A 24,009-nucleotide genomic window follows, 5' to 3' on the forward strand; every position below is an offset into this window, starting at 1 on the left:
CACTTGCTCGCGATCTGACAACTGCATTCGCCGCACGAACTGCGGGCCGAGCCCCGGGGTGGGATCCGTTGCCGGTGCAGTACGCGGACTACGCGCTCTGGCAGCACGCGGTTTTGGGCACCGCTGACGATCCGGACAGTGTTCTGGCTCGGCAGTTGGCGTACTGGCGCGAACGCCTCGCCGGGTCACCCGATGTCTTGGATCTGCCGACCGATCGGTCGCGGCCGGTGGTGTCGTCGCACCGTGGTGGCCGGGTGAGTTTCACGGTTCCGGCGGACTTGCATCGTGGTATCACCGAGTTGGCTCGTGAGCTTCAGGCGACACCGTTCATGGTGGTGCAGGCCGCGGTGGCGGCGTTGCTCTCGCGGCTGGGCGCGGGCACCGACGTGCCACTTGGCTCGCCTATTGCGAGCCGCACCGACGACGCACTCGACGATCTGATCGGCTTCTTCGTCAACACACTCGTATTGCGGGTGGACTTGTCCGGGAACCCGATGTTCCGCGAGGTCGTCCGACGGGTGCGGGAATCTGCGTTGGGGGCATATGCACACCAGGACGTGCCGTTCGAGCGGGTCGTCGAAGCTCTTAACCCGCCGCGAGCTCTCAACCGCCACCCACTGTTCCAAGTACTGCTCACTTTCAACAACACCGACCCGCAGGGTGCTGTCGCTCAAGTGGAGGCGCTCCCCGGTCTTGAGGTGACGCAGGTCAGTGCCGAGACGGAGCACGTCAAGTTCGATTTGTCGTTCGGGTTCGCCGAGTATCGCGAAGATAACGGCGACCCGGCCGGGCTGCGGGGCTCACTCGATTACAGCACTGATTTGTTTGATCGGGCGACGGTGGACCGGATGGCGGGGCAGTTGCTTGCTGTGTTGGGTGCTGTTGTGGTCGATCCGGATGTTTCGGTTGGTGCGGTCGATGTTGTGGGTGCTGGTGGGCGGGCCGAGTTGTTGGGTTGGGGTTCGGGTGAGCGGCGGGTTGTTCGGGGTGTGTTGTTGCCGCAGTTGGTGGCGGAGCAGGTAGTGGCGACGCCGTCGGCGGTGGCGGTGGTGGATGGTTCGGTTTCGGTGACGTATGCGGAGTTGGACGTTCGGGTGGATCGGTTGGCCCGGGTGTTGCGTGATCGCGGTGTGGGGCGTGGTGATCGTGTCGCCGTTGTGTTGCCGGCGACGTTGGGTGCTGTGGTTGCGATGTTGGCGGTGTTGCGTCGTGGGGCGGCGTATGTGCCGGTGGATGTCGATCATCCGGCGGAGCGGGTGTCGTTCGTGCTGGGTGATGCCGCTCCGGTGGTGGTGGTGACTGATTCGTCGGCTCGTGAATTGGTTGTGGGCAGTAAGGTTCCGGTGCTCGTGGTCGATGAGGTCGAGATGCTGCCGGTCATCGGTGGGGTCCCGGATGTGGTGGTGGATCCGGGTGATGCGGCGTATGTGATCTATACGTCGGGTTCGACCGGGCGACCGAAGGGTGTGGTGGTCGAGCATCGGTCGTTGGGTGCGTATCTGGAGCGGGCCCGTGTGGTGTATCAGCCTGCGGTGTCGGGGTCGTCGTTGGTGCATTCGTCGTTGGCTTTCGATTTGACGGTGACGGCGTTGTGGTCGCCGTTGGTGTCGGGTGGTTGTGTGCATTTGGGGGTGTTGGACGATCGCGCGGATGTGGATGTGCGGCCTTCGTTGATGAAGGTCACGCCGTCGCATCTGCCGTTGTTGGAGGTGTTGCCTGAGGAGTTTTCGCCGTCCGAGTTGTTGGTGGTCGGTGGTGAGGCGTTGTCGGGTGAGTTGTTGGAGGGGTGGCGGGCGGCGCATCCGGATGTCGTGGTGGTGAATGCGTATGGTCCGACTGAGGCGACGGTGAATTGCTTGGATTATCGGGTGCCGTCGGGCGCATTGGTGGGTGCGGTTCCGGTGGGGCGTCCGTTCTGGAATTCGCGGGCGTATGTGTTGGATGCTGGGTTGGGTTTGGTGGCGCCGGGTGTTGTGGGTGAGCTGTATGTGGCGGGGTCGGTGTTGGCTCGTGGGTATCACGAGCGGGCGGGTCTGACATCGGAGCGGTTCGTGGCGGATCCGTTCGGTCCGTCGGGTGAGCGGATGTATCGGACGGGGGATCTGGCGCGGTGGAGCGCTGCGGGCGAGTTGGTATTCGCAGGTCGGGCGGATGATCAGGTCAAGGTGCGGGGGCATCGGATCGAGCCCGGTGAGATCGCGGCCCGGTTGTGCGAGCGGGTCGATGTTGTTCGAGCTGTGGTGGTGGTCCGTGAGGATGTCCCCGGCGATGTCCGCCTCGTTGCCTATGTTGTTCCCGCTGTTTCCGGATCTGCAGATGTCACGTCGTGGCGCAAGCACCTGGTTCAGGAGCTGCCGGAATATATGGTTCCGTCCGCTTTCGTCACGCTCGATGCGGTGCCGCTGACTACGAACGGCAAGCTGGATCGTGCGGCATTGCCTGTGCCGCAGCACATTGCGATCCGGTCGGGTCGAGCGCCGCGTTCACCCCGTGAGGAAATTCTGTGCGGGTTGTTCGTCGAGGTGTTGGGTGTATCGGCACCCACGATCGACGACAGTTTCTTCGATCTCGGCGGGCATTCCCTGCTCGCCACCCGGTTGGTCGCGCGGATCCGGAGCACGTTGTCGGTTGAATTGCCGATCCGCCAACTGTTCGAGACCCCGACCGTTGCCGGCCTCGCCGACGCCGTCGATGGTGCCGGGGAGTCCCGACCTCCCGTGATCGCGGTGCTGCCCCGGCCTGATCGGGTGCCGCTCTCGTTCGCTCAGCAACGCTTGTGGTTCCTGCAACAGTTCGAGGGCGGCTCGGCGACCTATAACACTTCGGTTGCCCTGCGGTTGCATGGCGACCTCGACATCGACGCGATGCGAGCTGCACTCGGTGATGTCGTGGCTCGTCATGAGAGTTTGCGCACGGTGTTCGCGGAGGACGCCGATGGACCGCATCAGGTCGTGCTGGACGCCAGTGACGATCGTGCCCGTCCCGTGGTCGACGTTCTGTCATCGAATCAAGACGAGGTGAAAGGGCTACTCGCCGAGGCAGTCTCGCATGTGTTCGACCTGTCTTCGGACATTCCGATCCGGGTTTGGTTGTTCACGGTGAGTGCAGACGAACACGTCCTGCTCTTGGTCGTGCACCATGTCGCAAGCGATGGGTGGTCGCGGGGCCCGATGGCCCGGGATTTGGCTGTGGCTTATGCCGCGCGGTGTGAGGGTGAGGCTCCGCAGTGGGCTTCGTTGCCTGTTCAGTACGCAGATTTCGCGTTGTGGCAGCGCTCGGTGCTGGGTGAAGAAGGCGATGTCGATGGGGTGCTGGCTGAGCAGTTGAAGTTTTGGGGGGAGCAGTTGGCGGACCTCCCCGAGGAACTGGATCTACCGACCGATCGCCCGCGGCCTGCTGTGGCCAGTTATCGGGGTGGTCGGGTGGTTTTCGGTATCGCACCGAGCGTCTGGGAGCGGGTCGGGGTCGTAGCTCGAGAGTGCCGAGCGACGCCGTTCATGGTGGTGCAGGCGGCGCTGGGAGTGGTGCTGTCGCGATCGGGTGCAGGGGCGGATGTGCCGGTGGGGACACCGATTGCCGGGCGTACCGATGATGCTCTCGACGATTTGGTCGGAGTTTTTTTGAATACGTTGGTATTGCGGACCGATGTCTCGGGAGATCCGTCGTTCCGGGAGCTGGTGGGGCGGGTTCGAGAGTCTGATCTGGCTGCGTTCGCTCACCAGGATGTGCCGTTCGAGCGGTTGGTGGAGGTGCTGAACCCGGAGCGGTCGTTGGCTCGGCATCCGCTGTTCCAGGTGATGCTCGCCCTCAACAACACCGATCTGCGCCAAGCGCTCGACAGCCTCGATGGCCTCCCCGATCTCACCGCCACAGTTCAACCGCTGACCTCAGGTCTCGCGAAGTTCGACCTTGGCATCGGCCTGGTGGACGACGCCCATGCCGGTGGGGCCTCCGGAGTCGTCGAGTACGCATGCGACTTGTTCGATGAGGTGACTGCGCGGTCGTTGGCTGATCGATTCGTGCGGGTGTTGGCCGAAGTGGTTTCCGATCCGGATGCGCAGATCGGGGCGGTCACGGTTCTGGACGACGCAGAGTTCGTGGAGTTGGTGGAGCGGTGGAACGACACGTCGGTGTCGGTGCCGGATCTGTCGGTGGTGGAAATGTTCGCGCGGCGAACGGCCATGTCGCCGGATTCGGCGGCTGTGGTGGTGGACGACGTGGTGGTCTCGTTCGCGGAGCTGGATGCGTGGTCGGATCGAGTGGCACGAGGTTTGGTGGCACGAGGAGCGGGTCCGGAGCGGTTGGTGGGTGTGGCAGTGCCGCGCACTGCGGGGTTGCCCGCTGCATTGTTGGGGGTGTTGAAATCCGGGGCGGGTTACTTGCCGTTGGATGTGGACTATCCGGCGGAGCGGCTGAGCTTCATGGTGGCGGATGCGGCCCCGCTGTTGGTTCTGACGGCCGATGGGACGGGTGATCGGTTGCCGGCGCTCGATGTGCCCGTGGTCGACCTCGCCGAGCTGGAGTTCATGGAACAGGACCGTGGTGACGGTCTCGAGTCGATGTGCAGTTGGCCTGAGTCGCCGGCGTATGTGATTTACACGTCCGGGTCGACCGGGCGACCGAAGGGTGTGGTGGTGCCCGGTGGCGCTTTCACCAACTTCTTGGTCGACATGGTGGACCGGTTCGGGTGGGGGCCGGGGGATCGGGTGTTGGCTGCGACGACGGTCGGGTTCGACATCGCGGGTCTGGAATTGTTCGGGCCCTTGGTATCCGGGGCGACCATGGTGCTCACGGATCGAGACACTGTGCGGGATCCGGACGCGGTGCGCGCGTTGATCGCCGGATCTGGGGTGACGGCAGTGCAGGCCACACCGAGTTGGTGGCGCGCGGTCGCCGGCTCCGGATCGGATGCGCTGAGCGGAATGCAGGTTCTGGTCGGTGGTGAGGCGTTGTCTGCGGAGTTGGCCGCGCGTCTGGTCGAGGCCGTAGGTCCGGTGGGTTCGGTGACGAATGTGTACGGGCCGACGGAGACCACGGTGTGGTCGGTGTCCGGTGGCGTCTCGGGTGCGGACGTTCCAGCGATCGGGTCACCGGTGGCGAACACGCAGGTATTCGTTCTGGACGCGGGTTTGCGGGTGGTTCCGGTAGGCGTGGCGGGTGAGTTGTATATCGCGGGAACGGGTGTGGCGAGGGGCTATCTGGGCCGGGCGGGTTTGACGTCGGAGCGATTTGTGGCGGATCCGTTCGGCACGGGTGGCCGGTTGTATCGCACGGGAGACGTGGTGCGGTGGAATCGGTTGGGGGAGTTGGTATTCGTCGGCCGGGTCGATGATCAGGTGAAGGTGCGGGGTCATCGAATCGAGTTGGGTGAGGTCGAGTCGTGTGTAGGTGAGTGCGACTCGGTGGGCGACGTTGTCGTGGTGGCACGGGAAGACGCGCCGGGTGATGTGCGGTTGGTGGCATATGTAGTGCCGGCGGCGGGGGTTGGCGGGGTTCCCGGGGTCGATGTGGGGATGTTGCGGGAATCGGTGCGGGGGCGATTGCCGGAGGTAATGGTGCCGTCGGCTTTCGTGGTGTTGGACGAGTTGCCGTTGACGCCGAATGGGAAATTGGATCGACGAGCTCTACCGGCTCCGGTGTGGGGTTCGGTGACCGGACGGGGTCCTCGGTCGCCGCGCGAGGAAATTCTGTGCGGATTGTTCGGTGAGGTTCTGGGTCTTGCTGCACCGTCGATCGATGAAAGTTTCTTCGAGCTGGGTGGTCATTCGCTGTTGGCGACGCGGTTGGTGTCGCGGGTGCGGGGTGTGTTGGGTGTCGAGTTGTCGATTCGGCAGTTGTTCGAGGCCCCGACGGTAGCGGGTGTGTCGGGGTTGCTGGACGGGTCGGAGTCGGCGCGGGTGCAGGTGCGGGCTGTGGTGCCGAGGCCGGTGACAGTGCCGTTGTCGGCGGCGCAGCGACGGTTGTGGTTCTTGTTCGGGTTCGACGGTCCCTCGGCGGTCTACAACGTGCCGTTGGTGCTGCGGCTGAGTGGTGAGTTGGATCGTGACGCATTGGATGCGGCGCTGGGCGATGTCGTCGGGCGGCACGAGGTGTTGCGGACGGTCATCACAGATGGCGACGACGGGCCGGTCCAGACGGTGCTCGAGCACTCGAGCACGAGGCTGACCATCGTCAGCTCCTCGGAGGCCGGGCTGGAGGAGGACCTGGCAGTAGCAACCCGTTACGGCTTCGACATCTCGGTGGAGACCCCGTTCCGAGCCACGTTGTTCGAGGTGGGTCCACACGAGCATGTGCTGCTCCTGCTCGCGCACCACATCGCGACCGATGCGTGGTCGACCGGTCCGCTGACCCGGGATCTGACCACGGCCTATGAAGCCCGACGGTCCGGAGAGGAGCCGGGGTGGGATCCGTTGCCGGTGCAGTACGCGGACTACGCGCTCTGGCAGGACACCGCCCTGGGCACCGCTGACGATCCGGACAGTGTTCTGGCTCGGCAGTTGGCGTACTGGCGCGAACGCCTCGCCGGGTCACCCGATGTCTTGGATCTGCCGACCGATCGGTCGCGGCCGGTGGTGTCGTCGCACCGTGGTGGCCGGGTGAGTTTCACGGTTCCGGCGGACTTGCATCGTGGTATCACCGAGTTGGCTCGTGAGCTTCAGGCGACACCGTTCATGGTGGTGCAGGCGGCGGTGTCCACCATGCTTTACCGGAGTGGTGCGGGCACCGATATTCCCATCGGAGTCCCCATCGCTGGACGCACCGACGACGCACTCGACGACCTGATCGGCTTCTTCGTCAACACACTCGTGCTCCGCACGGACCTCTCGGGCGACCCGACCTTCCGGCAACTCCTCGATCGGATCCGCACGACAGACCTCGACGCATACGCACACCAGGACGTGCCGTTCGAGCGGGTCGTCGAAGCACTCAACCCGGAAAGATCCACAGGCCGCCACCCACTGTTCCGAGTAATGGTCGCTCACAACGGCGATGACCCCAGTGCTACTACTGCGGGCCGCGTCGAAGGTCTAGAGATTGCTTCGATGCCCGGTCCTGGTGAATCGTCGAAATTCGACCTCTCCTTCCGCTTTTCCGAAAGTGTCACCGGCTTGCGCGGGGTACTCGATTACAGCACTGATTTGTTTGATCGGGCGACGGTGGACCGGATGGCGGGGCAGTTGCTTGCTGTGTTGGGTGCTGTTGTGGTCGATCCGGATGTTTCGGTTGGTGCGGTCGATGTTGTGGGTGCTGGTGGGCGGGCCGAGTTGTTGGGTTGGGGTTCGGGTGAGCGGCGGGTTGTTCGGGGTGTGTTGTTGCCGCAGTTGGTGGCGGAGCAGGTAGTGGCGACGCCGTCGGCGGTGGCGGTGGTGGATGGTTCGGTTTCGGTGACGTATGCGGAGTTGGACGTTCGGGTGGATCGGTTGGCCCGGGTGTTGCGTGATCGCGGTGTGGGGCGTGGTGATCGTGTCGCCGTTGTGTTGCCGGCGACGTTGGGTGCTGTGGTTGCGATGTTGGCGGTGTTGCGTCGTGGGGCGGCGTATGTGCCGGTGGATGTCGATCATCCGGCGGAGCGGGTGTCGTTCGTGCTGGGTGATGCCGCTCCGGTGGTGGTGGTGACTGATTCGTCGGCTCGTGAATTGGTTGTGGGCAGTAAGGTTCCGGTGCTCGTGGTCGATGAGGTCGAGATGCTGCCGGTCATCGGTGGGGTCCCGGATGTGGTGGTGGATCCGGGTGATGCGGCGTATGTGATCTATACGTCGGGTTCGACCGGGCGACCGAAGGGTGTGGTGGTCGAGCATCGGTCGTTGGGTGCGTATCTGGAGCGGGCCCGTGTGGTGTATCAGCCTGCGGTGTCGGGGTCGTCGTTGGTGCATTCGTCGTTGGCTTTCGATTTGACGGTGACGGCGTTGTGGTCGCCGTTGGTGTCGGGTGGTTGTGTGCATTTGGGGGTGTTGGACGATCGCGCGGATGTGGATGTGCGGCCTTCGTTGATGAAGGTCACGCCGTCGCATCTGCCGTTGTTGGAGGTGTTGCCTGAGGAGTTTTCGCCGTCCGAGTTGTTGGTGGTCGGTGGTGAGGCGTTGTCGGGTGAGTTGTTGGAGGGGTGGCGGGCGGCGCATCCGGATGTCGTGGTGGTGAATGCGTATGGTCCGACTGAGGCGACGGTGAATTGCTTGGATTATCGGGTGCCGTCGGGCGCATTGGTGGGTGCGGTTCCGGTGGGGCGTCCGTTCTGGAATTCGCGGGCGTATGTGTTGGATGCTGGGTTGGGTTTGGTGGCGCCGGGTGTTGTGGGTGAGCTGTATGTGGCGGGGTCGGTGTTGGCTCGTGGGTATCACGAGCGGGCGGGTCTGACATCGGAGCGGTTCGTGGCGGATCCGTTCGGTCCGTCGGGTGAGCGGATGTATCGGACGGGGGATCTGGCGCGGTGGAGCGCTGCGGGCGAGTTGGTATTCGCAGGTCGGGCGGATGATCAGGTCAAGGTGCGGGGGCATCGGATCGAGCCCGGTGAGATCGCGGCCCGGTTGTGCGAGCGGGTCGATGTTGTTCGAGCTGTGGTGGTGGTCCGTGAGGATGTCCCCGGCGATGTCCGCCTCGTTGCCTATGTTGTTCCCGCTGTTTCCGGATCTGCAGATGTCACGTCGTGGCGCAAGCACCTGGTTCAGGAGCTGCCGGAATATATGGTTCCGTCCGCTTTCGTCACGCTCGATGCGGTGCCGCTGACTACGAACGGCAAGCTGGATCGTGCGGCATTGCCTGTGCCGCAGCACATTGCGATCCGGTCGGGTCGAGCGCCGCGTTCACCCCGTGAGGAAATTCTGTGCGGGTTGTTCGTCGAGGTGTTGGGTGTATCGGCACCCACGATCGACGACAGTTTCTTCGATCTCGGCGGGCATTCCCTGCTCGCCACCCGGTTGGTCGCGCGGATCCGGAGCACGTTGTCGGTTGAATTGCCGATCCGCCAACTGTTCGAGACCCCGACCGTTGCCGGCCTCGCCGACGCCGTCGATGGTGCCGGGGAGTCCCGACCTCCCGTGATCGCGGTGCTGCCCCGGCCTGATCGGGTGCCGCTCTCGTTCGCTCAGCAACGCTTGTGGTTCCTGCAACAGTTCGAGGGCGGCTCGGCGACCTATAACACTTCGGTTGCCCTGCGGTTGCATGGCGACCTCGACATCGACGCGATGCGAGCTGCACTCGGTGATGTCGTGGCTCGTCATGAGAGTTTGCGCACGGTGTTCGCGGAGGACGCCGATGGACCGCATCAGGTCGTGCTGGACGCCAGTGACGATCGTGCCCGTCCCGTGGTCGACGTTCTGTCATCGAATCAAGACGAGGTGAAAGGGCTACTCGCCGAGGCAGTCTCGCATGTGTTCGACCTGTCTTCGGACATTCCGATCCGGGTTTGGTTGTTCACGGTGAGTGCAGACGAACACGTCCTGCTCTTGGTCGTGCACCATGTCGCAAGCGATGGGTGGTCGCGGGGCCCGATGGCCCGGGATTTGGCTGTGGCTTATGCCGCGCGGTGTGAGGGTGAGGCTCCGCAGTGGGCTTCGTTGCCTGTTCAGTACGCAGATTTCGCGTTGTGGCAGCGCTCGGTGCTGGGTGAAGAAGGCGATGTCGATGGGGTGCTGGCTGAGCAGTTGAAGTTTTGGGGGGAGCAGTTGGCGGACCTCCCCGAGGAACTGGATCTACCGACCGATCGCCCGCGGCCTGCTGTGGCCAGTTATCGGGGTGGTCGGGTGGTTTTCGGTATCGCACCGAGCGTCTGGGAGCGGGTCGGGGTCGTAGCTCGAGAGTGCCGAGCGACGCCGTTCATGGTGGTGCAGGCGGCGCTGGGAGTGGTGCTGTCGCGATCGGGTGCAGGGGCGGATGTGCCGGTGGGGACACCGATTGCCGGGCGTACCGATGATGCTCTCGACGATTTGGTCGGAGTTTTTTTGAATACGTTGGTATTGCGGACCGATGTCTCGGGAGATCCGTCGTTCCGGGAGCTGGTGGGGCGGGTTCGAGAGTCTGATCTGGCTGCGTTCGCTCACCAGGATGTGCCGTTCGAGCGGTTGGTGGAGGTGCTGAACCCGGAGCGGTCGTTGGCTCGGCATCCGCTGTTCCAGGTGATGCTCGCCCTCAACAACACCGATCTGCGCCAAGCGCTCGACAGCCTCGATGGCCTCCCCGATCTCACCGCCACAGTTCAACCGCTGACCTCAGGTCTCGCGAAGTTCGACCTTGGCATCGGCCTGGTGGACGACGCCCATGCCGGTGGGGCCTCCGGAGTCGTCGAGTACGCATGCGACTTGTTCGATGAGGTGACTGCGCGGTCGTTGGCTGATCGATTCGTGCGGGTGTTGGCCGAAGTGGTTTCCGATCCGGATGCGCAGATCGGGGCGGTCACGGTTCTGGACGACGCAGAGTTCGTGGAGTTGGTGGAGCGGTGGAACGACACGTCGGTGTCGGTGCCGGATCTGTCGGTGGTGGAAATGTTCGCGCGGCGAACGGCCATGTCGCCGGATTCGGCGGCTGTGGTGGTGGACGACGTGGTGGTCTCGTTCGCGGAGCTGGATGCGTGGTCGGATCGAGTGGCACGAGGTTTGGTGGCACGAGGAGCGGGTCCGGAGCGGTTGGTGGGTGTGGCAGTGCCGCGCACTGCGGGGTTGCCCGCTGCATTGTTGGGGGTGTTGAAATCCGGGGCGGGTTACTTGCCGTTGGATGTGGACTATCCGGCGGAGCGGCTGAGCTTCATGGTGGCGGATGCGGCCCCGCTGTTGGTTCTGACGGCCGATGGGACGGGTGATCGGTTGCCGGCGCTCGATGTGCCCGTGGTCGACCTCGCCGAGCTGGAGTTCATGGAACAGGACCGTGGTGACGGTCTCGAGTCGATGTGCAGTTGGCCTGAGTCGCCGGCGTATGTGATTTACACGTCCGGGTCGACCGGGCGACCGAAGGGTGTGGTGGTGCCCGGTGGCGCTTTCACCAACTTCTTGGTCGACATGGTGGACCGGTTCGGGTGGGGGCCGGGGGATCGGGTGTTGGCTGCGACGACGGTCGGGTTCGACATCGCGGGTCTGGAATTGTTCGGGCCCTTGGTATCCGGGGCGACCATGGTGCTCACGGATCGAGACACTGTGCGGGATCCGGACGCGGTGCGCGCGTTGATCGCCGGATCTGGGGTGACGGCAGTGCAGGCCACACCGAGTTGGTGGCGCGCGGTCGCCGGCTCCGGATCGGATGCGCTGAGCGGAATGCAGGTTCTGGTCGGTGGTGAGGCGTTGTCTGCGGAGTTGGCCGCGCGTCTGGTCGAGGCCGTAGGTCCGGTGGGTTCGGTGACGAATGTGTACGGGCCGACGGAGACCACGGTGTGGTCGGTGTCCGGTGGCGTCTCGGGTGCGGACGTTCCAGCGATCGGGTCACCGGTGGCGAACACGCAGGTATTCGTTCTGGACGCGGGTTTGCGGGTGGTTCCGGTAGGCGTGGCGGGTGAGTTGTATATCGCGGGAACGGGTGTGGCGAGGGGCTATCTGGGCCGGGCGGGTTTGACGTCGGAGCGATTTGTGGCGGATCCGTTCGGCACGGGTGGCCGGTTGTATCGCACGGGAGACGTGGTGCGGTGGAATCGGTTGGGGGAGTTGGTATTCGTCGGCCGGGTCGATGATCAGGTGAAGGTGCGGGGTCATCGAATCGAGTTGGGTGAGGTCGAGTCGTGTGTAGGTGAGTGCGACTCGGTGGGCGACGTTGTCGTGGTGGCACGGGAAGACGCGCCGGGTGATGTGCGGTTGGTGGCATATGTAGTGCCGGCGGCGGGGGTTGGCGGGGTTCCCGGGGTCGATGTGGGGATGTTGCGGGAATCGGTGCGGGGGCGATTGCCGGAGGTAATGGTGCCGTCGGCTTTCGTGGTGTTGGACGAGTTGCCGTTGACGCCGAATGGGAAATTGGATCGACGAGCTCTACCGGCTCCGGTGTGGGGTTCGGTGACCGGACGGGGTCCTCGGTCGCCGCGCGAGGAAATTCTGTGCGGATTGTTCGGTGAGGTTCTGGGTCTTGCTGCACCGTCGATCGATGAAAGTTTCTTCGAGCTGGGTGGTCATTCGCTGTTGGCGACGCGGTTGGTGTCGCGGGTGCGGGGTGTGTTGGGTGTCGAGTTGTCGATTCGGCAGTTGTTCGAGGCCCCGACGGTAGCGGGTGTGTCGGGGTTGCTGGACGGGTCGGAGTCGGCGCGGGTGCAGGTGCGGGCTGTGGTGCCGAGGCCGGTGACAGTGCCGTTGTCGGCGGCGCAGCGACGGTTGTGGTTCTTGTTCGGGTTCGACGGTCCCTCGGCGGTCTACAACGTGCCGTTGGTGCTGCGGCTGAGTGGTGAGTTGGATCGTGACGCATTGGATGCGGCGCTGGGCGATGTCGTCGGGCGGCACGAGGTGTTGCGGACGGTCATCACAGATGGCGACGACGGGCCGGTCCAGACGGTGCTCGAGCACTCGAGCACGAGGCTGACCATCGTCAGCTCCTCGGAGGCCGGGCTGGAGGAGGACCTGGCAGTAGCAACCCGTTACGGCTTCGACATCTCGGTGGAGACCCCGTTCCGAGCCACGTTGTTCGAGGTGGGTCCACACGAGCATGTGCTGCTCCTGCTCGCGCACCACATCGCGACCGATGCGTGGTCGACCGGTCCGCTGACCCGGGATCTGACCACGGCCTATGAAGCCCGACGGTCCGGAGAGGAGCCGGGGTGGGATCCGTTGCCGGTGCAGTACGCGGACTACGCGCTCTGGCAGGACACCGCCCTGGGCACCGCTGACGATCCGGACAGTGTTCTGGCTCGGCAGTTGGCGTACTGGCGCGAACGCCTCGCCGGGTCACCCGAGGAACTGACCCTACCCACCAGCCGTACTCGTCCCGCGATGGCAACCGAACGCGGTGGTCGGGTTGCCATAGACATTCCTGATGCGCTGCGACGTGCCGTACACACTCTGGCTCAAAGCTCTGGAACCAGCACCTTCATGGTCATGCAGGCGGCGGTGTCCACCATGCTTTACCGGAGTGGTGCGGGCACCGATATTCCCATCGGAGTCCCCATCGCTGGACGCACCGACGACGCACTCGACGACCTGATCGGCTTCTTCGTCAACACACTCGTGCTCCGCACGGACCTCTCGGGCGACCCGACCTTCCGGCAACTCCTCGATCGGATCCGCACGACAGACCTCGACGCATACGCACACCAGGACGTGCCGTTCGAGCGGGTCGTCGAAGCACTCAACCCGGAAAGATCCACAGGCCGCCACCCACTGTTCCAAGTTGCGTTGACCTACGACAACCTCCGCACAACCGAGACCGAACGCGTCTCAGAGCCGATCGGCCTGACGGTGACCGGACTGTCGACCGAGGTTGAGTTCGCCAAGTTCGACCTGTCGTTCGAGCTGCGCGAACGTCCGGATGGGATTCGGGCCGAGCTGGAGTTCAGCCTCGACCTGTTCGATCGCGACATGGCCCGGTCGCTCGCCGAGCGTTTCGTCCGAGTGTTGGAAGGGGCTGTCACACGCCCCGATACACCCGTGAACGATGTCGAGATACTCGGTGACGAGGAACACGAGCTGGTGGTCTCCACATGGAACACCACCTCCGAGTCTTTCCCGGCCGATCGGTCGATCCCGGCGCTCTTCGCCGATCAGGTGGCGCGGGATCGGGACGCCGTCGCACTCACACTCGGTTCCACTCAACTCAGTTACGCCGAACTGGACTCCTGGACCAATCGACTTGCCCAGGAGTTGATCGGTCTTGGAGTCGTTGCGGAGAGCCGCGTCGCGATTCTCATGGAACGCTCGTTCGACATGGTGGCTTCGGCCCTGGCAGTGCTCAAAGCGGGCGGAACATACGTGCCACTTGACCCTGAACAGCCTGAAAGCCGAACACTCTGGGTCCTTCGAGACACCGAGACGGTAGTGCTGCTCACCGATCGCGTCGCTGCGGATCTGCCTGCCGATTTGGACGTAACAGTTGTCCATCCAGCGGATACCCGCTCCGGCTCGCCGGTCAGTCCACCCCCGGTGTCTGTCCGACCCGAGCAGCTCGTCTACGTGATGCACACCTCGGGTTCGACCGGCCTTCCGAAAGGCGTCGCAAACACCCACCGCAACATTGCTCACCTCGCGGTGAACCGGTACTGGTGCCGAGGAAATCACGACCGGGTGCTGATGCATTCTCCGTTCGCCTTCGATGCTTCGACGTTCGAAATGTGGGTGCCGCTGCTCAACGGCGGCCGGGTTGTCGTCGCACGGCCGGGTCGACTCGCCGTACACGACCTTGCAGAAGAGATCACGGCGGGCGGAATCAGCGGACTGTTTGTCAGTGCCGGGCTCTTCCGAGTGCTCGCCGATGAACACCCCGGTTGCTTCTCAGAGGTTCGGGAAGTGTGGGCGGGCGGCGACGTCGTCTCCCCGATTGCGGTCGGCCGAGTCCTGGAGGCCTGCCCCGACACCGTGGTGGCAAACGAGTACGGCCCAACCGAGACCACCGTGTTCTCTTCGGTCAACCAGATGCGTGCGGGAACAGATGTACCCGCCATCGTGCCGATTGGTAGACCACTCTGGAACACCACCACCTTTGTCCTGGACAACTCACTTCGCCCGGTGTCGCCCGGTGTGTTCGGCGAGCTGTATATCGGTGGTGCCGGGCTCGCCCGCGGATACTTGGGCCGCCCCGCGCTGACAGCAGACCGGTTCATCGCAAACCCATTTGGCTCCGGTAACCGCCTTTACCGAACCGGCGACATCGTGCGTTGGTTGCCCTCTGGGATGCTGGAGTTCGGCGGTCGCCGGGACGACCAGGTGAAGCTGCGCGGCTTCCGGGTCGAGCTGGGCGAGGTCGAGAGTGCACTCGCTAGCCACCCGCAAGTCGGGGACGCCACTGTGGTGCTGAGAGAGGACCACCCGGGTGCCAAGCGGCTCGTGGCGTACGTCGTGGCAAGCAGTGTCCCCGACCTACGGGAGTACCTAGCTACCCGTCTTCCGGCGTTCATGGTGCCCAGCGAGTTCGTCTTGCTGGACGCTCTACCCCTCACACGAAACGGCAAGCTCGATCGCGCTGCGTTACCGGCTCCGGATTACGCGGTGCGGACCGCGACCGACCGCAGACCGCGGTCCGCGCGCGAGACGACCCTGGCAGGGCTTTTCGCCGAAGTGCTGGGGTTGACCGAGGTGGGGATCGATGACGGCTTCTTCGACCTCGGCGGTGACAGCATCATGTCCATCCAGCTAGTGAGTCGAGCACGCCGGGCTGGTCTGGTCCTTTCCATTCGGGACATATTCGAACACCGCACCGTAGCGCGACTGGCCACGATCCTTTCTGATACGGCCGCGGAGCGGGCCGAAGGCCCCGGGTCCGCACTCGGTGCGATGCCCCTGACTCCAGTCATGCACTGGACGCTGGGCAGGGGAGGGCCTGTTGACCAAATCAACCAGTCACGATTGCTCAGCGTGCCTGCCGAACTGGATGAACGACACCTTGCCGGAGCCGTGCAGCGCCTGCTGGATCACCATGACGCCCTGCGCGCGACACTCCTGGACGACGCCGGCGGGTTGCACATCTCCGATCCGGGCTCGATCGAGGCCTCCCAGATGGTTACGCATGTCGACGCCACTGGACTTCCCGGCGAAGCACTGCGGACGACGGTGGCCGAGCACACCGCTGAGGCCCGCGACCGTCTCGCGCCGCGCGAGGGTCGGATGCTTGCCGCCGTCTTGTTCGATCGTGGACCCGATTGCACCGGGCTGGTCCTGCTGATCGTGCACCACTTCGTCGTAGACGGGGTGTCATGGCGGATCCTCATTCCAGATCTGGTCGAATCCGCGCGGTCGGCGTTGGCTGGACGAGCGGCCGATTTGTATCCAGTGGGTACCTCGGTGCGGCAGTGGGCGTTACGGCTGATCGAGGCTTCTACCGCGCCGGCTCGCCGTGACGAGGTTCCGCATTGGATGCATACGCTTTCCCGTGAAGCCGAGCGCTCCATCGGGTCAGGCCCGTTGAATCCAGCTCTCGACACCCAGGCCTCTGCGGGGCACCTCACGCTGGAGCTGCCGACCATGATCACCGAGCAGCTGCTCACCTCCGTGCCGGCGGCCTATCACGCAGATATCAACGACGTGCTGCTCACCGCGTTTCTGTTGGCCGTTGCTGACCGTCCCGGCGCCCGCGACGACTCGGCGCTCTTGCATCTCGAGGGCCACGGTCGGGCAGAGGACTTTGCCGGTGACGTGGATCTGGGTAACACAGTCGGATGGTTCACCTCGGTGCATCCAGTCCGGCTCAGCATCGGCGGCGTAGACCGGGCCGAGGCATGGGCGGGCGGCGCAGCCGCCGGCACGTTGCTGAAGCGAGTGAAGGAGCAATTGCGAGCAGTACCCGACCGCGGCATGGGGTACGGGTTGTTGCGTTACCTCAACGCGCACACCAGTCCGGCATTCCAGGGACTGCCGGACCCTGAACTGGGATTCAACTATCTGGGTCGATTCACGGTCGGCTCGGTGGGCCCGACATCCGACCCCATAGACATCCCTGCGTGGACCGATCTCGGCGGCGCGGCCGGTGCCGGAGCTGTCGACCCTAGACAAGCTTTGGGGCACGTAGTCGAGCTCAACGCTCGCACCAACGACGGTCCCGATGGCCCCGTGCTGCGAGCGACCTGGACGTGGGCCCGTCGACTCGTGGACGAAGACGTGGTGGAGACAGTGGCAAATGCCTGGTTCCGCGCGCTGACCGCTCTTGTCGACCATGTCAGGCACGGGGCGTCCGGCGGGCTCACCCCGTCGGACGTCGGTCTGATTCTGCTGGACCAAAGCGAAATCGACCATCTCGAAGCAGATTGGGAGGACGAGGAATGAGCCGCTCTGGGGTGCAGGACATTCTGCCGCTGTCGCCGCTACAGGAGGGGCTGCTGTTCCTCAGCGTCTTCGACGAATCGGCTCCCGATGCGTACGCGGTTCAGCAGTCGTTCTCCCTGGAGGGCGAGCTGGATGCCGTCGCCCTGCGAGCGGCGGCCGAGTCACTGCTCACTCGTCACTCGAACCTACGTGTAGCGTTCCGCCACCACGGGGTGAAGCAGCCCGTGCAGATCGTCCCGAAAGCGGTGACGGTGTCATGGACCGATGTGGACCTCTCCGGGCTATTCGGTCAGAACCAAGCTGCCGAGATCGAGCGTGTTATGGCGGACGACCGCGCGAAACGGTTCGACCTGGCGCGGCCACCTTTGATCAGGTTCATGCTTATCCGGCTGGCTGCCGACCGGTACTGGTTCGTTCTGACAAACCATCACATTCTGCTCGACGGCTGGTCCAAGCCGCTTCTTGTGCGAGAGCTGTTCCAGCTCTACCTGCAACGCGGAGACACCCGAGGACTGCCCGATGTACGCCCATTTCGGGACTATTTGGCCTGGTTGGCCGGCCGCGATCGAGGTGAGGCCAGACAGGCTTGGTCCGACCACCTCACCGGGCTTGCGGATCCGACACTGGTGGCTGGGGGTCGCACAGGTGCCATCAGCATGGGCGTGGAAAGGGTGGAACACGAGCTCGACGAAGCAGCGACGGGCGCGCTGACCCGAAAGGCAAGAGAGCTCGGCCTGACCTTGAACACCATTGTCCAGGGCGCTTGGGCCATCGCGCTGGCCCGGCTAGTGGGCCGCGACGATGTCGTTTTCGGTGTGACGGTGTCGGGTCGCCCTCCAGAGCTGCCGGGGATCGAGACAATGGTTGGCCTGTTCATCAACACAGTGCCGATGCGAGTGAGTCTGCGCCCCGCCGAGTCGCTCACCGAGCTGCTGGCACGGTTACAGGACGAACAGTCTCGGATGTCAGCTCACCAGCACTTGGGGCTTGGAGAAATTCAGCAATTGGCCGGCCACGGCGAGCTGTTCGACACCTCGATGGTCTTCGAGAACTACCCTGTCGATGTGGCAGGTCCGCCGCCGAACGGCGCGGACCATGGGTTACGTATCGTCGGACGACGCAATGCCGACGGCACCCATTACCCCCTCACTCTCGTCGCAGTCGCCCGCCGGAATGTCCACCTGCGGCTTGATATTCGCCCGAGCGTCGTCGACCCGGCCATCGCCAAGACAGTGCTGCGCCGATTCCTCGCAGTACTGCAGGAGTTCACAGAGAACCCCACGCGATCGGTGCGCCACCTCGAGCTCCTTGCACCCGACGAGACTGCGGCAATCATCGAGGCGTCCACAGGAGCTCCGGGCCGCCAACCCGCAACACTGCCGTCGCTGTTCGACGAATGCGTTCGGCGTGTTCCGAATGGTGTCGCCGTCGTCGCGGGCGGTAACTCGCTGACCTACGCCGAGCTCGACGGGCAAGCACGCCATCTTGCATCACGGCTCGTTGAGTGCGGGGTCGGGCCGGAAGCCAGGGTCGGGCTGTTGGCCGACCGGTCCGTCGAACTCGTCGTCGCGACACTCGGCGTGGCCATGGCGGGAGGTGCCTACGTGCCCCTTCATCCGAATGATCCCGTCGAGCGCATGAGGCTCATCGTCGAAGAGACCGGGGCGCTGCTTGTACTAACGGACGCCGCAAACGGTGAGAAGGCGGCATGCGTCGGCGCGCCGATCCTTGGTCTGGAGGACCGGTGCTCCCCCGACGAGCAGCCCAGGTTCGTAACCGAGTCGACGGTGCGGCCCGACAACCTTGCGTACGTCATGTACACCTCGGGCTCCAGCGGACGCCCCAAGGGAGTAGCGGTGACTCACCGCGATGTCGCAGCCCTCGCCCGAGACCGGTGCTGGAATCCGGAGGTACAACGGAGGGTCTTGCTTCATGCACCACATGCCTTCGACGCCGCCACCTACGAGTTCTGGGTGCCGATACTGTCGGGCGGCACACTGGTCGTCGCCCCACCCGGCGAACTGAGCGTGCGAGAGTTGTCCGAACTGATCACCGGATCCGGGGTGACTGCGTTATGGCTCACAGCGGGGCTCTTCGGCCTGGTCGCTGACGAGGCCCCAGAATCCTTCCTCGGGGTTCACGAGGTCTGGACCGGGGGCGATGTCGTTGCCACTGACGCAATCTCGAAGGTACGGAGCGCGTGCCCGTCGACGACCGTCGTGGACGGATACGGCCCCACCGAAACCACGACGTTTGCGCTCCGTCACGCACTACCGCCGACCCAGCCGGTCCCGGCGATCATGCCGATCGGTCGGCCGCTCGATGGTATGCGCACCCTAGTTCTCGATACGTCGCTGAGGCTTGTGGATCCAGGCTTCGTGGGTGAGCTCTACATCGCAGGTGACGGTGTGGCGCGCGGCTATCTCGGTCGGCCAGACCGTACGGCCGAGCGCTTCGTTGCGGACCCCTTCGGCGCGCCAGGAGAGCGAATGTACCGCACTGGTGACCTGGTGCGCCGCGACGCCGACGGCACCCTTGCTTACGTCGGACGCGGTGACAGACAGGTGAAGCTGCGGGGGTTCCGTGTGGAGCTGGGTGAAGTGGAGGCAGCCGTCGCTGCCGAGCCGGGTGTGGCACGTGTCACGGTATTGGCTCGAGAGGATCGGCAAGGGGATCGACGACTGGTCGCCTATGTCGTCGGCGATCCCGACGTCACGGTGGGCCTCGGCGCTCGCTTGGCCGCTCGCTTGCCCGGCTATCTGGTACCGGCCGCGTTCGTTGCCCTCGCGACGTTCCCTCTGACCCGTAACGGAAAGCTGGATGTCTCTGCACTGCCCGCCCCCAGCGAAATTGCACGGCCTGCTGGACGCGCGCCCCGTGACCCACGCGAAGAGATTCTGTGTGTTCTGTTCGCGGCCGTGTTGGGGATCCCGGCTGTCGATATTGACGACGACTTTTTCGCCTGCGGCGGGCACTCTCTGCTCGCGACGCGTTTGGTCAGCCGCATCCGATCTGCTCTGGGAGTAGAGATCAGCATCCGGCAGCTTTTCGAGACCCCGACTGTAGCGTCGCTGGGCCCGGCGCTGGACATCGAACGGAGCGACCGGAAACCGCTTGTCGGGGCGATGCCACGGCCCGAGCGGGTGCCGGCGTCGTACGCGCAGCGCAGACTTTTGTTTCTTGACCAGATCGACAACGGGGCAGCGGCATACACAATTCCGCTTGCGGTGCGGCTGACCGGTCTGCTCGATGTCGACGCACTTCGTTGTGCGCTGGGCGATGTTGTGGAGCGGCACGAGAGCCTGCGCACCGTGTTCGTCGTCGAGGGCGACCAGTCTCACCAGGTCGTGCTCAGTAGCGCGGCGAGCCGTCCCAGACTTGAGGTCACCGCTATCGCCCCTGACGCGGTGGACCGTGAGGTCGCTGACGTGGCCCGACACCGATTCGACCTCAGTGCCGAACCGCCTATGCGCGCCCATCTGTTCACACTCGGTCCGGACGAACAGGTGCTCCTTGTGCTCGTGCACCACATCGCAGGTGATGGCTGGTCGGTGCCAGTACTCGCCCGTGATCTCGGGGCGGCGTACCAAGCGCGCCTGGAAGGCAAGGCACCCGCTTGGGACCCACTCCCCGTTCAGTACGCCGACTACGCATTGTGGCAGCGGGCCTTGCTGGGTACCGAGGACGATACGAGCAGTACCGTTGCCCGGCAGCTCACGTACTGGCGCGAGCAGCTGGCGGCCCTGCCCACGGAGCTACAGCTACCCGCCGACCGAGTCCGACCTGCGGTAGCGACTCATCGCGGCGGGGTGGTGCGCTTCGAGATCGAACCGGCGTTACATCGAAGGATCATCGCCTATTCCGCCGAGTGCAACGCGAGCCCTTTCATGGTGATGCAGGCGTTGGTCGCGGCGCTGTTGTCACAGTTGGGTGCCGGAGATGATATTCCGCTGGGCACCCCGATCGCTGGGCGCACGGACGAAGCACTCGATGACTTGGTGGGCTTTTTCGTCAACACACTGGTACTGCGTACGGACTGTTCGTCCGCACCGAGCCTGCGAGAGCTGGTGGCCCGGGTGCGGGCGACCGACCTGGCCGCCTATGACAATCAGGACGTGCCGTTCGAGCGACTTGTCGAGCTGCTCAATCCAGAGCGTTCACTGGCCAGGCATCCATTGTTCCAGGTGATGTTGACGTTCAACAATACCGCTGATCTCGGCCGGAAGTCGGGGTTCATGCTGGCTGGATTGCGGACACATGCGGTGAACGCGGAATCACGCTCTGCCAAGTTCGACCTCATGTTCGCCTTCTCCGATCGGCAGGAGGACGGCGGTCTCGGTGCCGGGCTGGAGTACAGCAGCGATCTGTTCGACGAGGACACCGCCAGGTCGCTGGTTCAGCGACTGTTGCGACTCGCGGAGCGTGCCCTCGCTGAGCCCGACAGACCCCTCGGTGAGCTCGATATTCTCAGCGCTGAAGAGCAAGAGTTGCTTGCCGTGACCTGGCAGGGGCCGGTCCATCAGCATCCAATGACCACCCTGCCCGAGCTGTTCGATACGCAGGTGATCAGCTGCCCGGACGCTGTGGCCGTGGTCGACGGATCCGTCAGGCTGACATATGGGGAGTTGGCCCGCCGGTCGCGGCGACTCGCCCGCACCCTCATCGGCCAGGGCATCGGACCGGAATCCCTTGTGGCGGTGGCATTGCCACGTTCGGCCATGTTGGTGACCGCCCTGGTCGCCATACTCGAGGCCGGTGCGGTCTACGTGCCCCTCGACCCGGAGTATCCGGCCGCTCGTATCGAGCTGATGTTGGCAGAGACAAAGCCGTCGATTGTGCTGACATCGGCCGAGCTTGCCGAGCGTATTCCGCTGCGCGACGTGAAGTGGATGGACGTGTGTGATCTCGGGTCGCATCCCACTGATCCGGACGGCGACTCCGAAGAGGTAACCGGGCCCGTCAGCGACGCGGAGCGCACTGCGATTCTTCGTCCGTCGCACCCTGCTTACGTGATCTACACCTCGGGTTCGACCGGCCGGCCCAAGGGCATCACGATGACCGCGTCGGCGGTCCTCAATCTTCTGACATGGCACGCCGAGGCAGTGCCCGCCGTTCCGGGATCGCTAGTCGCCCAGTTCACAGCAGTGAGTTTCGACGTCTCGGTCCAGGAGATCTTGTCCTCGGTCTTGTTCGGTAAGACGCTTGTCTCCTGCCCTGAGGATGTCCGCCGCGATCCCCCGGTCTTCGTCAGCTGGCTCGCAGATACCGGAGTCAACGAGCTGTATTCGCCAACAGTCGTGATCGAGGCACTGGCTCGAGCGGCCGAGGCCGCCGGCACTGCATTACCCGCTTTGACGACAGTGGCCCAAGCTGGAGAGGCGCTGACGGTTAGCCCATTGCTTCGGCGGTGGGTCGCTGCAGTCCCGGACAGACGCTTGCACAACCATTACGGTCCGGCGGAGACGCATGTCGTGACGGCAACCGCGTTGGCGGCCGACGTGGATTTGTGGTCCGCGGTCCCGTCAATCGGCCAACCGGTGTGCCACAGTTTGATTCACGTACTCGACGAACGGCTGCGAAGGGTGCCCCCTGGGGTTACCGGTGAGCTGTATGTAGCAGGTGCTGGTCTAGCACGCGGCTATTTGAATCAAGCGGCGCGTACCGGCGAACGGTTCGTGGCCGACCCGTTCGGGTTGCCGGGCACGCGTATGTATCGGACCGGGGACCTCGCTCGTTGGACTCGTGCCGGCGAGTTGGACTTCCTCGGACGGGCTGACGATCAGGTCAAAGTTCGCGGCTTCCGGATCGAGTTGGGTGAGGTCGAGTCAGTGCTTTCTCAGCACCCCGATGTGGCGTCCGTACGCGTCGTTGTGGATGCCGGCTCACGACTTATCGCCTACGTCGTGCCGACCGGAGAAGCTCCCGAACCGTCAACTCTGCGCAAGCATGTGGGGCAGTCTCTGCCTGAACACATGGTGCCCGCAGCGTACGTTTCGTTGGATGAGCTGCCGCTGAACTCCAACGGCAAGCTGGATCGCCGGGCGTTGCCGGCCCCCGACCGAGAGCCGGCCACTGCGCGACGAGGTCCGCGCGACCATAGGGAAGCGGTCGTGGCACGCCTGTTCGGAGAGGTACTCGGCCTGGCCACCATCGGTATCGACGAGGATTTCTTCGAACTCGGTGGTCACTCATTCCTCGCGGCTGCACTGATCGGGCGGATTCGGGTCGAGCTTGGAATCCACTTACCAGTCCGCCGGATCTTCGAGGCTCGAACCGTGGAGATGCTGGCAGCATCCTTCGAAGACAACAGCACTGTCGGCGATGCGCACGGTGTACTTCTGCCCCTGCGTGCAGCCGGAACAGCCACCCCGATCTTCTGCGTGCATCCCGGCGCTGGTTACGGCTGGTGCTACGCGCGACTACTTGCCCATCTCGATACCGATGTCCCGCTTTACGGGCTGCAGGCCAGAGGGCTCGACGGCCGCGATCGGTCGGCCGCAAGCATCGAGGAGATGGCAGCTGACTACGCGGCCCAGATCCGAACAGTCCAGCCGTCTGGGCCCTACCGCCTGCTCGGCTGGTCGTTCGGCGGGAATGTCGCCCACTCTCTAGCCGGGCATCTGCTCGAGGCAGGCGAGGAGGTGGAATTGCTGGCCATCCTCGATGCATACCCGTCCGAGATCAACCTGCGGACAGCCGAACTCGACGAACGTGAGCTGATCGAGCGCAACTTCCGGCACTTCGGATTTGCCTTCGACCCCGCTGAACTCGACGGCGACGAGACAGCATTGCTCTCTCGGTTTCGGGATCACCTGCTCGCAGAGGGGGTGTCCATCGGACACCTCGAAGCCGGAGAGATGGCAGCAGTCCGCGACACCTACGTCAACAATGTGCGGATCATGCGCCGTCATGTGCCTCGCCGCGTCGACACCACCATGCTGTTCTTACAGGCGACTCGAACTGAACCGGAGTCGGCATCCGGACTCGACCCGCGGGATTGGACACCGCACGTTGAGGCGATGGAGGTGCACCGGATCGACGCCGCACACGGGGCACTCATGACGGACGAGACCGCAGTCGCGCAGGTCGCGTGCCTGCTTACAAACCACCTTCAGAGTTCCTGAAGGTCGAACAGAGGAGA

The 24,009-nt window shown here is 64.3% G+C and carries 2 protein-coding genes (1 of these 2 only partly in view); both read left to right on the forward strand.

Translation table 11 applies throughout. The features are described 5' to 3' along the window. Positions 1-16,868 carry the 3' portion of a non-ribosomal peptide synthase/polyketide synthase gene (locus BH93_RS02090; RefSeq protein WP_165712605.1) on the forward strand. The gene continues 3,553 nt to the left of window position 1, outside the view, so 16,868 of the gene's 20,421 nt are visible here — the last part of the coding sequence; its start codon lies beyond the left edge, outside the window; it ends in the stop codon at positions 16,866-16,868. Beyond that, a complete protein-coding gene (locus BH93_RS02095) occupies positions 16,865-23,992 on the forward strand; it encodes an amino acid adenylation domain-containing protein (protein ID WP_052065243.1) in 7,128 nt (2,375 codons plus the stop codon). The genes BH93_RS02090 and BH93_RS02095 overlap by 4 nt, the downstream gene beginning before the upstream one ends. The last annotated feature ends 17 nt before the right edge of the window (positions 23,993-24,009 follow it).

This window comes from Rhodococcoides fascians A25f, from assembly GCF_000760935.2.
In the GTDB taxonomy this organism is placed as follows: domain Bacteria; phylum Actinomycetota; class Actinomycetes; order Mycobacteriales; family Mycobacteriaceae; genus Rhodococcoides.